11 protein-coding genes and 1 pseudogene are annotated in these 12,925 nt (G+C 68.2%); 3 read left to right on the forward strand and 9 right to left on the reverse strand.

Going from position 1 to position 12,925, the window contains the following annotated elements; all coding sequences use genetic code 11:
- Window positions 1-53: 53 nt before the first annotated feature.
- Window positions 54-980, reverse strand: a complete 927-nt coding sequence (locus AWB94_RS23150; RefSeq protein ID WP_062658268.1) for an LLM class flavin-dependent oxidoreductase — start codon at window positions 978-980, stop codon at window positions 54-56.
- 63 nt (window positions 981-1,043) lie between these two features.
- On the opposite strand from AWB94_RS23150, the gene sppA reads away from it, so the two are divergent.
- The gene (sppA, locus tag AWB94_RS23155) at window positions 1,044-2,828 is read left to right on the forward strand and encodes a signal peptide peptidase SppA (protein WP_062658225.1); all 1,785 of its coding nucleotides are present in this window, start codon (window positions 1,044-1,046) and stop codon (window positions 2,826-2,828) included.
- On the opposite strand, the gene AWB94_RS23160 is transcribed toward sppA, so the two are convergent.
- The 8 genes and pseudogenes from AWB94_RS23160 to AWB94_RS23195 all read right to left on the reverse strand — a co-directional run bounded on the left by AWB94_RS23160 (window position 2,816) and on the right by AWB94_RS23195 (window position 11,198).
- Window positions 2,816-3,730, reverse strand: a complete 915-nt coding sequence (locus tag AWB94_RS23160; protein ID WP_062658224.1) for a class I SAM-dependent methyltransferase — start codon at window positions 3,728-3,730, stop codon at window positions 2,816-2,818. The two genes, sppA and AWB94_RS23160, sit on opposite strands and share 13 nt — an antisense overlap.
- Before the next feature lie 2 nt (window positions 3,731-3,732).
- Window positions 3,733-4,650, reverse strand: coding sequence for a class I SAM-dependent methyltransferase (locus AWB94_RS23165; RefSeq protein WP_062658223.1), 918 nt, complete (start codon window positions 4,648-4,650; stop codon window positions 3,733-3,735).
- A gap of 21 nt (window positions 4,651-4,671) precedes the next feature.
- Window positions 4,672-5,574, reverse strand: coding sequence for an SAM-dependent methyltransferase (locus AWB94_RS23170; protein ID WP_062658222.1), 903 nt, complete (start codon window positions 5,572-5,574; stop codon window positions 4,672-4,674).
- Complete coding sequence (locus AWB94_RS23175) at window positions 5,574-6,488, reverse strand: class I SAM-dependent methyltransferase (RefSeq protein WP_062658221.1); 915 nt, start codon at window positions 6,486-6,488, stop codon at window positions 5,574-5,576. Before AWB94_RS23175 ends, AWB94_RS23170 begins: the two co-directional genes overlap by 1 nt.
- A gap of 149 nt (window positions 6,489-6,637) precedes the next feature.
- Window positions 6,638-8,764 (reverse strand): hypothetical protein, encoded by a 2,127-nt coding sequence (locus AWB94_RS23180; protein ID WP_133058224.1) that lies wholly within the window; start codon window positions 8,762-8,764, stop codon window positions 6,638-6,640.
- 354 nt (window positions 8,765-9,118) lie between these two features.
- A complete protein-coding gene (locus AWB94_RS23185; protein ID WP_234811856.1) occupies window positions 9,119-9,814 on the reverse strand; it encodes a hypothetical protein in 696 nt (231 codons plus the stop codon).
- A gap of 7 nt (window positions 9,815-9,821) precedes the next feature.
- Window positions 9,822-10,481 (reverse strand): MspA family porin, encoded by a 660-nt coding sequence (locus AWB94_RS23190; protein WP_062658219.1) that lies wholly within the window; start codon window positions 10,479-10,481, stop codon window positions 9,822-9,824.
- Between the two features lie 28 nt (window positions 10,482-10,509).
- Window positions 10,510-11,198: pseudogene (locus tag AWB94_RS23195) on the reverse strand (MspA family porin).
- Window positions 11,199-11,549: 351 nt separating this feature from the next.
- Here AWB94_RS23195 and AWB94_RS23200 point away from each other — a divergent pair.
- Together AWB94_RS23200 and AWB94_RS23205 are read left to right on the forward strand one after the other, a co-directional pair.
- Window positions 11,550-12,104: an Rv2240c family protein gene (locus tag AWB94_RS23200; protein ID WP_234811857.1), complete on the forward strand. Its 555-nt coding sequence runs from the start codon at window positions 11,550-11,552 to the stop codon at window positions 12,102-12,104.
- Window positions 12,105-12,108: 4 nt separating this feature from the next.
- Complete coding sequence (locus AWB94_RS23205; RefSeq protein ID WP_062658218.1) at window positions 12,109-12,792, forward strand: sensor domain-containing protein; 684 nt, start codon at window positions 12,109-12,111, stop codon at window positions 12,790-12,792.
- Window positions 12,793-12,925 lie beyond the last annotated feature (133 nt).

Below are 12,925 nucleotides of genomic sequence, written 5' to 3' on the forward strand. Positions count from 1 at the left end.
AGGGGTCGGGCAGGCCAATACCACCCTCTCGGTGCGCTGGGTCGGGTCATCGTTCAGGACAGTCGCGGGATCACTTCTGCAGCAAGGCGTTCCATCTGTTCACGGTCCTCGGCGACCGTCGCGCCAACCGGATTGAGCAGCAGGGTCTGGGCCCCGGCCGCGATCACCTCGCTCAGGCCGCGCACCACATCATCGACGGTGCCGGCCACCGCGACGCCCTGCAGCTCCGTCGTGCGGCCGTAGATCCGGTGCAGCCCGGCCAGCACTCGGTCCCACGCCACCGACTTGTCGTCGTCGACGATCAGGTAGACACGCTTACCGATGGTGAAATGAGCCGCGTCTTTTGCCTGTTCGTCCAGTTCGCGACGCAGCGTGCGGACCGCCTGGGCGAACGCGGCGGTGGTGGACGAGCCGGCGCCCAGGAACGCGTCCCCGTGCCGCACCGCCCTGGCCAGGGCGGCGGGCGCACTGCCGCCGAACCAGATCGGCGGGTGCGGGCGCTGCACCGGCTTCGGCACGATCTGCAGGTCGTCCACGTCGCGGAATCGCCCGTGGAAGGTCAGCCGCGGCTCGTCCGACCAGGCGGCCTTCATCAATTCCAGGCCCTCGGTGAAGCTGGCGATGAACGACGAACCGTCGACCCCGAAAGCCGGAAACTGGCGGAATCCGCCGCCCGGCGCCACACCGAGGTCCAGGCGGCCGTGGCTGAGCCGGTCGACGGCGGTGACCGCCGACGCCAGTTGCAGCGGATCGTGCAGGGAGGTGACCAGCACGGCCACCCCCAGCCGCAGCCGCGTCGTACATGCGGCGGCATAGGCCAGCAGTTCCAGTGGTGCGATCAGCGGTGCCGGGCCCACGGTCTGCTCGAGCGTCCAGCCGCCGTCGAACCCCAGTTCCTCGGCGCGCACCAGGTAGTCCTGCACCCCGACGGTGTCGAACGCCTCGCCGGCGAACTGCGGCACAGAGATGGAGAATCGCACCCACACACGGTACGGCGGATCACGTCCCGATGAGTGCCGGGCGGTGATCGGTAGGCTCGGGTGATGTTCGGTTTTCTCCCCGATTTTCTCCCCGGTTTTCTTTCGGGCCCCGCGGACCTGCGCGCCATCGTCAGGAAGGTGGACACCGCACGGCACAACGGGGTGCCCGACGGGTGTGTGCTCGAACTCGATCTGCAGGCCGTGCCGCCGGAGACGGTCGGATTCGACCCGCTGGCGCTCATCTCGGCCGGCGGCAGGCCCGTCACCCTGCGGCAGGCCGTCGCCGCGATCCACCGCGCCGCCAAGGACGACCGGGTGGCCGGGCTCATCGCCCGGGTCCAGATCCCGGCGGCCGCACCGGGTCCGGTGCAGGAACTGCGCGCGGCCGTTGCCGAGTTCGGTGCCGTGAAGCCGACGCTGGCCTGGGCCGAAACCTATCCCGGCACGATGTCCTACTACCTGGCCTCGGCGTTCCGCGAGGTGTGGATGCAGCCGTCGGGCACCGTCGGGCTGGTCGGCTTCGCCACGAATGCGATGTTCCTGCGCGATGCGCTGGACAAGGCCGGCATCGAAGCGCAGTTCGTGGCTCGTGGTGAATACAAATCGGCGGCAAACCTTTTCACCCAGGACAGCTACACCGACGCGCATCGGGAGGCCGACAGCGCGATGATCGAGAGCCTGCACGCCCAGGTGCGGGCGGCGGTTGCCGCCTCGCGGCACCTCGAGGCCGACGCGGTCGACGCACTGGCCGACAAGGCGCCGCTGCTACGCGACGACGCGATCTCCGGCGGTCTGGTCGACCGCATCGGTTTCCGTGACGAGGCCTACGCCCGCATCGCCGAACTCAGCGGTGGGGCAGCGGTTGCCGACGGGCCGGACGCGCCGCCGCGACTGTTCCTGTCCCGGTATGCGCGGGCCACCGCCACCAAGCCGGTGCCGAATGTCCCGGGCCGCAAGCCCAAACCCACCATCGCGGTGGTCACCCTGCACGGACCCATCGTGAGCGGACGCGGGGGACCGCAGGTGCTGCCGATCGGCAATTCCAGCACGGGCGGGGACACCATCGCCGCCGCGCTGCGCGAGGCGGCGGCCGACGACGACGTGTCGGCGATCGTGCTGCGGGTGGACAGCCCCGGCGGTTCGGTCACCGGATCGGAAACCATTTGGCGCGAAGTGGTTCGGGCCAAGGCGGCGGGCAAGCCGGTGGTGGCGTCGATGGGTGCGGTGGCCGCGTCCGGCGGCTATTACGTGTCGATGGCCGCCGACGAGATCGTCGCCAACGCGGGCACCATCACCGGATCCATCGGTGTCGTCACCGGCAAGCTGGTGGCCCGCGAGCTCAAGGGCCGCCTCGGCGTGGGCACGGACTCGGTGCGCACCAACGCCAATGCCGACGCATGGTCGGTCAACGCGCCGTTCACTGCGGAACAGCATGCGCACGTCGAAGCCGAAGCCGACCTGTTCTACACCGATTTCGTGCAGCGGGTCGCCGACGGCCGCGACCTCAGCGTCGAGGCCGTGGATGCGGTGGCCCGCGGCCGGGTGTGGACCGGCGCCGATGCCTTGGACCGCGGGCTGGTCGACGAACTCGGCGGTCTGCGAACCGCCGTGACCCGGGCCAAGGTGCTCGCCGGGCTGGCGCCCGACGCCGCCGTGCGACTGGTCGGCTATCCGGGGTCGTCGGTGCTCGATATGTTGCGGCCCAAGGCATCCTCGCAGCCGGCAGCGGCATCGTTGCCGCAGGCGGTGGGCGCGCTACTGGGCCGGTCGATGATCGGGGCGCTGGAACAGGCGCACGGTGCCGTCACCGGTGTGACGGCACTGTGGCTGGGCGACTACCGCTTCTGAGTACCGCTGATGTAGATGATCTCGGCCATCGGGTTGCCCTCGACATACTCGGGCAGCGGCAGCCCGTAGCGGGCGAAGAGTTCGGCCCGGGGCGTTCCGGTCATCTCCCAGCCGCGGGATCCCAGATAGTCGACCGCGGAATGCCGCTCACCGGGGTAGACCAGTGACGGCATGTCCAGGTCCAGGCCGTGGGCACGCAGGGCGGCGGTCTCCTCGCGGACCCGCTCGGCGTCGAAGTCTCGCAATCCCGGCACGTATTCGGTGGCCATGGTGCTGCCCGGGGCGCTCAACTCGTCGATGAGGTCGAACAGCCGGTCCTGGGCGTCGGGCGGCAGGTAGATCAGCAGGCCCTCGGCCAGCCACGCCGAGGGGGCGGCCGGCTCGAAACCGGCGGCCGTCAATGCGGCCGGCCAGTCCTCGCGCAGGTCGATGGACACGGTGCGGCGCTGTGCCGTCGGCTCGGCGCCCAGACCGGCCAGCGTGCGGGTCTTGAAATCGATCACGTCCGGCTGGTCGATCTCGTAGACCACCGTCCCGGCGGGCCAGGCCAGCCGGTAGGCGCGGGAGTCCAGGCCGGAGGCCAAAATGACCACCTGCCGGATGCCGGCGTCCGTGGCGGTGGTCAGGTAGTCGTCGAAAAATCTTGTCCGGACAGCCATCTCGTCGATGTTGGCGCGGGCTCGTTGCGCCGCGTCCGGCGCGATATCGGCCAGATCGAGGTCCCCGTCGACCATCTTGGTGAAGAAATCGATGCCGACCGCGCGTACCAACGGCGCGGCGTACGGGTCATCGATCAAACCGTGGGGGTCGGTGCTGGCGATGGCGCGGCCGGCGGCCACCAGCGTGGCGGTGGCCCCCACGCTGGAGGCCACATCCCAGGAATCGTCGTCGGTGCGGGCCATGATCATCCTCCCAAGGTCGCGGACAGATAGCCCGAGTCTGCCCCGAGCGTTCGCCATTCGTCATCGGGTTGCTCGAACCCATTGGCCGCGAACGCATCAGCACCCTTGAGCACCGTCGTCTGCCAGCCGTGGCCACCCAGATACGTCGCCGCGGAGGCGCGCTCACCGTGATAGAACAGCTCCGCGAGATTGATCCCGGTGCCGAACCGCCGGGACCGTTCGGCGAGTCTTTCGGCCCAGTCGTCGGGCAGCGCGGACAGGTCCATCTCCTCGGTGGCCAGCCGGCTGCCTGGTGCCGACAACGCGGTGATGTTGTCGAACAGCCGGTCCTGCGCCTCGGGCGGCAGATAGATCAGTAGTCCCTCGGCGATCCAGGCGGTGGGCTTGCCCGGGTCGAATCCCGCCGCGCGCAACGCGGCAGGCCAGTCGTCGCGCAGGTCGATGCCGACGGTCCGGCGGTCTGCGGCGGGCCCGGCGCCCAGCGCGGCCAGGGTCTGGGTCTTGAACGCGATGACCTCGGGCTGGTCGACCTCGAACACCACGGTGCCGGCAGGCCAGTCCAGCCGATAGGCCCTGGTGTCCAGTCCCGATGCCAGGATCACGGCCTGACGGATGCCCGCCGCGGTCGAGCGGGTGAAGAAGTCGTCGAAGAACCGGGTGCGCACCGTGATCTGTTCGCGCATGCGCTGACGGTCTGTCACCGGATCGTCGGTCGGGGGAAGCTCGTCGTCGATGAGCCTGACGAAGGATTCCAGGCCGACGGCGCGTACCAGGGGTTCGGCCAGCGTGTCGGTCAGCAGTGGCTCAGGACCTTGGGAGGCGATGGCGCGGCCGGCGGCCACGGCGGTGGCGGTGGCGCCGACACTGGAGGCCAGGTCCCAGGTGTCGCCGTCGGAGCGTTGAGTTGTGTTGGATGCCATGGAGAATCCTCGGTGAGTGGTTCAGTCACGGATGGCGGTGATGGACACCGACTGGCGCAGCGGGGAGGCCAGTTCGGGGAACTCCCGCCCGTAGTCGGTGAAGACGTCGCGGCGGCTGCGGCTGCGCACCTGCCAACCGCGGGCGGACAGATAGTCGACGACGTCGTTGCGCTCGCCCGGATAGAACAGCTGGGTGAGGTCGAGGTCGAATCCCTGCGGGCCCCAGCGGTCGAACATCTCCTTGGCCCGCTCGCCGAGCGACTGCCCGAAATCGGCGCCGTGGTACTCGGTGGCCAGCCGGCTGCCGGCCGCCGACAGCGCGGTGATGTGGTCGAAGAGCCGGTCCTGAGCCTCCGGCGGCAGGTACATCAGCAGGCCCTCGGCACTCCATGCGGACGGGGCGGAGGTGTCGAAGCCGGCCTGGCGCAACGCCGCCGGCCAGTCGTCGCGCAGGTCGATCGCCACGGTCCGGCGCTCGGCGGACGGGGCGGCGCCCAGCGCCTCCATCGATTGCGTCTTGAACGCGATGACCTCGGGCTGGTCGATCTCGTAGACGACGGTGCCGGCCGGCCACGTCAGGCGGTACGGCCGGGTGTCCAGCCCGGAGGCGAGGATAACCGCCTGGCGTACCCCGTTTTCGGTGGCCTGTTCGAAGAAGTCGTCGAAGAACCGGGTACGCACCGCCATCGTGTCGGTGATCAGCCGGATGCCGCCGGCCGCCGTGTCGTCCGGGATCTCGATGTCGCCGTTGACCAAACGGGTGAAGAAGTCCACACCGACGGCGCGCACCAGGTCCGCGGCGAACGGATCGTCGATGATCGCGTCGGGTTCCGCGGTGGCCAGGGCACGGGCGGCGGCCACCATCGTCGCGGTCGCGCCCACGCTGGAGGCCAGGTCCCAGCTGTCGGCTTCCGACCGGGCCATCACTTCACCGCGGCGATGTAGCAGGCCTGACCGAACTGGTTCTCCTCGTCGAGGGTTGGAAGGCCGTAGCGGGCCAGCAGCTCATTGGTGGTCGCCGTCGAGGTGTCCCAGCCCAAGCTGTCCAGGTGTGCGGCCGCGTCGGTCCGGTCGCCCAGGTAGACGAGTTCGCTGAAATCCAGGTCGAATCCGTGCTCGGCCCACTTGTCGGTCACCGACTTCATCCGCTCGCGGACCGCGTCGTGGTCCGCGTCGGTGATACCGGGTACGGCCTCGGCGGCGACCCGGCTGCCCGGAGCGCTGTTCTCGGTGATCAGGTCGAGCAGCCGGTCCTGGGCCTCCGACGGCAGATAGCCGAACAAGCCCTCGGCGATCCATGCGGTCGGTGCCGAGGCGTCGAATCCGGTGGCACGCAACGCCGACATCCAGTCCTCACGCAGGTCCACGGCCACCGCACGACGCTCCGCGGTCGGCTCGGCGCCCAGGTCGGCCAGTGTCCGCGTCTTGAACTCGATGACATCGGGCTGGTCGATCTCGAACACCACGGTGCCGGCCGGCCAGTCCAGCCGGTAGGCGCGGGCATCCAGGCCCGCGGCCAGGATGACGGCCTGCCGAACCCCGGAAGCCGTTGCCTGCTCGAAGAATTCGTCGAAGAATCGGGTCCGCGCGGCCATGCCGTCGGCGAACCGCACGATGTTCATCTGCGGGTCGTCGCCCAGATCCGATTCGGTGATCTCACCGTCGACGAGCTTGGTGAAGAAGTCGACGCCGACCGCCCGCACCAGCGGCGCGGCGAACCGGTCATCGATCACCGGCTCCGGTGCCGCCGAGGCGATCGCTCGTGCGGCCGCGACCATGGTCGCGGTGGCTCCGACGCTGGACGCCAGATCCCAGGTGTCACCGTCTACACGTGGCATCACAAGCCCCCTGTCCCACTTTAGTTAGCTGATGTAATGAACAAACTCGACTGTACGCCTCGAAACTGAATGCCCATCCAGGCGGCAACCCGGACGGCAACGAGGCCCCCAGCGCAGCGCTGAGGGCCTCGTCGAACAGAGGGCCGGTTTTATGCGGCCGAGCTGTGTTCGCCACCTTCCGACGAAGACGACGACGAGCCGGTCGAGCTGCCGCCCTCGGGCTTGCGGTGCCGGCCGCCGGTCGAGGATGTGGTCGACGTGCCGGTCGAAGCCGATGCTGTCGAGCCGCTGCCATCGTCCTGGCGGGCGTGCCGGCCGTAGGTCCCGCTGTTGGCGCTGCCGGCGCTGTGCGTGCTGGTGGTCGAGCCCTTGGTGGTGTCGGTGGCGTCCTTGTCACCGGCCTTGTCGTCGCCGGCCTTGGTATCACCAGGCTGGGTATCACCAGTCTTCGTGTCGCCGGCCTTCGTGTCGCCGGCCTTGGTGTCGCCAGGCTTGGTGTCACCGGCCTTGGTATCACCGGTGGAGCCGGATTCGGTGCCCGAGGAATCCTTGGTGCCACCGGTGGTGCCGCCCGTATCCGTGCCGCCGCCGGTGGCTCCGGTGCCCGCACCTTCGGTGCCGTCCTTGGTGCCCGTATCGGTCTCCTTGGTGCCGGCGCCCGTGCCCGTCGCCGTCGGGTTCTTGGCGGCCTTGCCGGTCACCGCTTCGGCCGTCGTCGCGCCCTCGACGGGAGTGATGGCCCCGGCCGCCAGGGTGGTCGGCTTGACGGTCGGGGCGGTGGTGGCGGTCCCCGTGACGATCCAGTGCAGGGTTTGCCCGATGGAACCGGGCAGCCGGCCCAGTGAGGTGGAGAACGTGTTGAGGGTGTTGGTGATGTTGGTGGGGATGGCGCTCCACTGGCCTTGCAGTACCTGGTTGACGACGGTGAAGGGCAGCAGGCCGACGTTGACCAGGTTCGAGACCACCTTGAGGATCGAGGTGTAGGTCTTGGTGTCGAATCCGGTGGGCAGCGGTGGGACGCTGCTGGATCCGGTCCAGAGGCCGATGTTCCAGGCACCCTGCAGCGCGCGGGTGAGCACGTTGTCGGTGGCCGTCGCGTTGGGTGACGCCGCCGCATTGGTCGACACCGTCGCGTTGGCCGCCGGTGTGGCCAGCACGGCGCCGGCGGTGGCTGCCGTGGCGACCGGGACCGTGCCGTTGATGATCCAGTTCAAGGTCTCCTGGAAGGAGCCGGGGAGCCGGCCCAGTGAGGTGGAGAACGTGTTGAGGGTGTTGGTGATGTTGGTGGGGATGGCGCTCCACTGGCCTTGCAGTACCTGGTTGGCCACGGTGAAGGGCAGCAGGCCGACGTTGACCAGGTTCGAGAGCACCTTGAGGATCGAGGTGTAGGTCTTGGTGTCGAATCCGGTGGGCAGCGGTGGGACGCTGCTGGATCCGGTCCACAGGCCGAAGTTCCAAACACCTTGGAGTGCACGGGAAAGAACATTGTCGGTCGGGGTGGCGGTGGCGCTCGAGGTGGCGCCGGGGGTGGCCGCCAGTGCGCCGGCGGTGGTCACCGTCGCGGCGGGGACCGTGCCGTTGATGATCCAGTTCAAGGTCTCCTGGAAGGAGCCGGGGAGCCGGCCCAGTGAGGTGGAGAACGTGTTGAGGGTGTTGGTGATGTTGGTGGGGATGGCGCTCCACTGGCCCTGTAGTACCTGGTTGGCCACGGTGAAGGGCAGCAGGCCGACGTTGACCAGGTTCGAGAGCACCTTGAGGATCGAGGTGTAGGTCTTGGTGTCGAATCCGGTGGGCAGCGGTGGGACGCTGCTGGATCCGGTCCACAGGCCGAAGTTCCAAACACCTTGGAGTGCACGGGAAAGCACATTATCGGTCGGGGTGGCGCTCGCCGTCACGGTAGTCAACGACGCCTCGTTGGCGTCGGCCAGGATCTTGGTGGCGGCGACCCGGCCGGCTTCGACCACCGCGGCGGGAACGGCGCCCGCGCCCTTGGTGGCGACTTCGGCTGCGGCACTTGGCGGAAGTGCGAGGATCTCCAGTTTCGGCTTCGCGGACGCCTCCACAATTGCGGTGCCGAGGGCCGGTTGGTCACCCACCCTCGCGAAGACCAGCCTCAGGTCCGAACGCGCCGCGGCGAGGCTGACCTCCGCCGTCGAGACGTGTGTCGCGGCCCCGGGGGGCGCACCGGCGGCATGCGCCATCGGTACGCCGGCCGCTGGTACAGAAATGCACACCGCGGTGAGCGCGGCAACGGGTAACTGCAGGACTGTTCGCACCGGAACCCCTTATTGATTGCTCGACTGATCGAGATGAATGTACGCAAGAAAACTTGCTGCGATGGCTGACTTTAGCAAGAGTTCTGCTCGTCGTCAGCGACGGTACCGATAGCCCTTGAGGCGGTTATTACCCTGTGAACTATGGGAATTGGATGATCTTGGTAAGAGGTGAACGGGAGTTTTACGCATGACGAATCGGTGATGTCTGGTATTTGCTGAAACAGATTCTGTTCGCTTGCCGGACGTCTCGCGGCGGGGCCGACGACGTGGGGCACCGTCGCGCTCGCGACGACGCGGAGGCCGCGCCCCGTCGCGCCGAAGCTGTTGGCGCGCGGCCTCTCTCGTCGTCATGTATCAGCCCGGCGGTGCCGGTGCCGGAACAGGTGGCGCACCGTCCGGCGGCGGTGGGGGATCGGGCAGGTACTGCACGAGGCCGGGCGGAATATTGGTGCCCGGGGGTGGCGCGGTACCGGGCAGTGGCTCGCCGAGCTGCTGCTGCGGCATCTGACCGAGCAATCCACCGCGGAGCCTGCCGTCGCGGTACATGTCGATGTAGCGGCCGAACCATTCCCGCTTGCTCACATCGGCATTCTCCTGGCCGGGTTCGACATCGAACTGTTCGCACTTGCCCGGCGCCGAGGGCACCAGACACTGCGGGAGTCCATAGGCGTTGTTGAACACGTTCAGGTTCGGCGGGGTGCCCGGGTTGGCGCCGGGGGCCGAGGGGACCGGGAGCTGACCGAGCACGGTATCCCGATCCAGCCCGGTGACCGGGGGTGCACCGAGTGCACCGCTGACCGGGGCCGGCGGTAGACCGTTCTGTGCCAACACGTTGAAACCATCGGCGCCCAGTGGTGCACCGATCACGGGCACCGTCGGTCCGGGCGGTGGCGGCGGCGCGGGATCACCCGGCGCGGGTAGCGGATCCGGGGCCGGTGGGTCGGCAACGGCGGCCGCCGGGAAGGCGACCGCCGTTGCCAGTCCGGCCAAACCTGCTGCCACCGCGACCGCGAACCGGTTGCGGACAAAGCGATCTGGCGTAACGGTCATGGTGACGTCAGACAGACTTGGTCACGCCGTAGTAGGCCACGATGTCGTCGGTGTCCTCGGTGGAGCTCGTCAGCGTGGCGTAGGAGCGCAGGAACGACTGACCGACGCAGCCGTCGACCTTGATGTGCGTGTCCTTCAAGGTGACGCGCACCGGCGCCGCCTTGTACTCCTTCTTGTCGACGACGACGTTGGACACGGTGCCCGGCTTGGGATGGATCTCCAGGGTGCCCGAGATCGGGAACGAGACACCGGTCGGGACGACACCGGTGACCAGGCCGAAGTTGACCTGGGCACCGACCTGGCCGATCAGGCGGACCTGGCCGAGCTCGATACCGCAACCGATCTGGTAGCCGGCCTCCAGCGTGCCGCCCTTGAGCGTGGTCTTGCCCTTACCGGTGACTGTCCCGGTGAACGTGCCACCCACCAGGTACTCGCGCGACGAGACGGCGGTCGTCAGCGGCGCGACGGGCAGCTGGGTCTCGTCCTTGGCAGCGACGGTCAGCACCCAGCCGTCCGGGGTGGTGACGACGCCGGGCTCGGCCGATGCCACGACACCGTTGTCCGGCGGCGGGCCGGCGTCCCCGGCCGGCGGGTCGGCCAGCGCGAGCGGTGCGGTCACGAGCGGGAGCGCCATGCAAGTGGCCGCAATGGCAAAACGCTTCAACATGTTTTCTTCCGTTCCGGTTGGCAGGTGGTCAGACGGCCTTGGTGACACCGAGATAGGTGATCACGTCGTCGGTGTTGTCGGTCGAACTCGTCAGCGTGGCGTACGAGCGGATGAACGACTGACCGGCGCACTGATCGGTCTTGATGCGCACGCCGGTGATGGTGACGCGGGCCGTGGTGCCCTTGAACTTCTTCTTGTCGATGGCGACCGTGGTCACCGTGCCCGGCTTCAGGTAGATCTTGCCCTGCAGGGAAACGCCAATACCGGTGGTGGCGTTGGTGAACGGGAGGTTGATGCCCGGGCTGAGGCTGGCGCCGGGGTTGATCTCGGTCTCGTCGGAGATGATGCCGCAGCCGATCTGCTCACCGGCCTCAAGGGTGCCGCCGTTCAGTTTGGTCTTGCCCCGCCGGTGATCTTGCCGGTGAAGGTGCCGGCAATCAGGTACTCGCGCGACGAGACGGCGGTGGTGAGCGGTGCCACCGGCAGCTGGGTCTCGTTGCTTCCGGACACCTCCAGGTGCCAGCCGTCCGGGGTGTTCAGCACACCCGGGGCGCCGGACGGAACCGCACCCTCGGGCGGCAGGGGGTTGGTGGGATCCACTGGCACAATTGCAGAGTCGGGGGCCGGGGGAGGCGGCACCGGGTCCGCCAGCGCGAGAGGTGCAGTCGCAACCGGCACCAGCACGCAGGCAGCCAGAGCGGCAAGTTGGTTCATCATGGTGGTGAAATCGCCCTCTCGTGGTCGAATCCAGAGTTCAACGGATGTGTAACGAATACGTCGCGAGGAAGCGTCCAATGACCGGGTTTCCGAACGGTGAACGGAGCGCGAACAATTCACGCCCTGTTCCCGTCGAGTGAGCGTCTTCGAGCTGGGGTTCTTTTGGGAATCACAGTATGCCCCAATGATTTCCACAGACCGACGCAAACCAATGGACGGTAGATGGAAGCTGCCCGTTGGGTGTTCGTTCACCGTTCGGACATGTGGTGAATGGACCGTGTGTCGAGTTGCCGTCTCGGCGCCGGTTCACCCGGCCGGGACCGTGAACCGAACGTATGTGGAGGAACAGTCGTGAAGTCATCTCGGTTGGTCGCCTGGACCGGAAGGGCCGGGGTGGTGTCGATCGTCGCGTTCGGCATCGGACTGGCCGGCGCCGTCACCGCACACGCCGACGATGCCGATTCCGACACCGCGGCGCCCGGGCCGGCGGCACAGGCAGTGCAGGCTCAGGTCGGAGCGGTCACTTCGGAGAATGCCGATCCCGCGGCGGTCGCGGCATGCGGGCAGTTCGCCCAGGTGCTCGATGGTTCCGCCCAGTACTACGGGGACTTTGCCGACTCGCTCGAGGGATCGGACTACAACGATCCGGCCGTGGCCAGCAGCAACGCGACCGGCCGGATGGCGTTGCGCCAGGCGGCCGGTACGGCGATGGATGCCGCGAACACGCCGGGCCTGACACCGGACATTTCCGACCCGATGCGGACCTGGTCGCTGGGCGCCACCAAGCTGCTGGTGAAGATGGGGTTGCGCATTCCCGGCGACAGCCTCAACAGCACCGCCACCGAGATGAACAACCAGGCCACCAAAGTCCAGGAAGCCTGCGCCGCGGCCGGGACGCACGCCTGACCCGGTGAAGATCATCGTTGTGGGGGCGCTCGCCCTCGCCCTCGGATTGACAGGATGCTCGTCGGGATCGGAGTCGGGTGCCGTCGCGGCCCCCAAGCCCGTGGCCGACTCGGCGCTGCCGGGATTGCTGCTGAGCGCCAAGGACGTGGACGCGATCATGGGGACCTCCGGCATGACACCGCAGAACCCGGTCGATGTGATGGGCGATCGCCGGAACCTGCTGCCCAACCTCAACTGCCTCGGCGTGTGGCAGGTCAACGAGGCCCCGATCTACGACCCCAGCCACTACAAGTCGCTGCGCCAGCAAATGTTGCGCACGCCCAACAGCGACCAATGGGACAGCCTCGTGGTGCAGTCGGCGGTCACCTACCGCACCGCCGACGCAGCCCGGGCGTTCTTCGACGATTCGGCCGGCCGGTGGTCCAAGTGCACCAACCACACCGTCAACATCCGGCTCAACGAACAGACGCTGCCCAAGTGGGTGAGCGGCCCCCTGGACAAGTCGGACAGCGTGCTCGCGATGCCGTACACCCGCACGGCCGGCGACCAGATCCGGTCCTGCCAGCGCGCGCTGGCCGTCGCCGCCAACCTGATCCTCGACGTCCAGGCCTGCAAACCGCAACAACAGCAGCCCGTCACGGCGGCCGCCGACATCGCCGCCGCGATCGAGGCGAAGATGCCCCGATGATCGCCCGGATGACGAGGTGTGCGGCCGGGTGCCGTCCGTTCCACCGGGGACGGGACAGCGGCGGCCAACTGTTACTCTCGTAGACTGTTTGACGCGCGACTGTTCAGGCTGGAAGCAGCTGAACCGGGCACCG

Source organism: Mycolicibacterium canariasense (assembly GCF_002101555.1).
Taxonomy (GTDB): Bacteria; Actinomycetota; Actinomycetes; order Mycobacteriales; family Mycobacteriaceae; genus Mycobacterium; species Mycobacterium canariasense.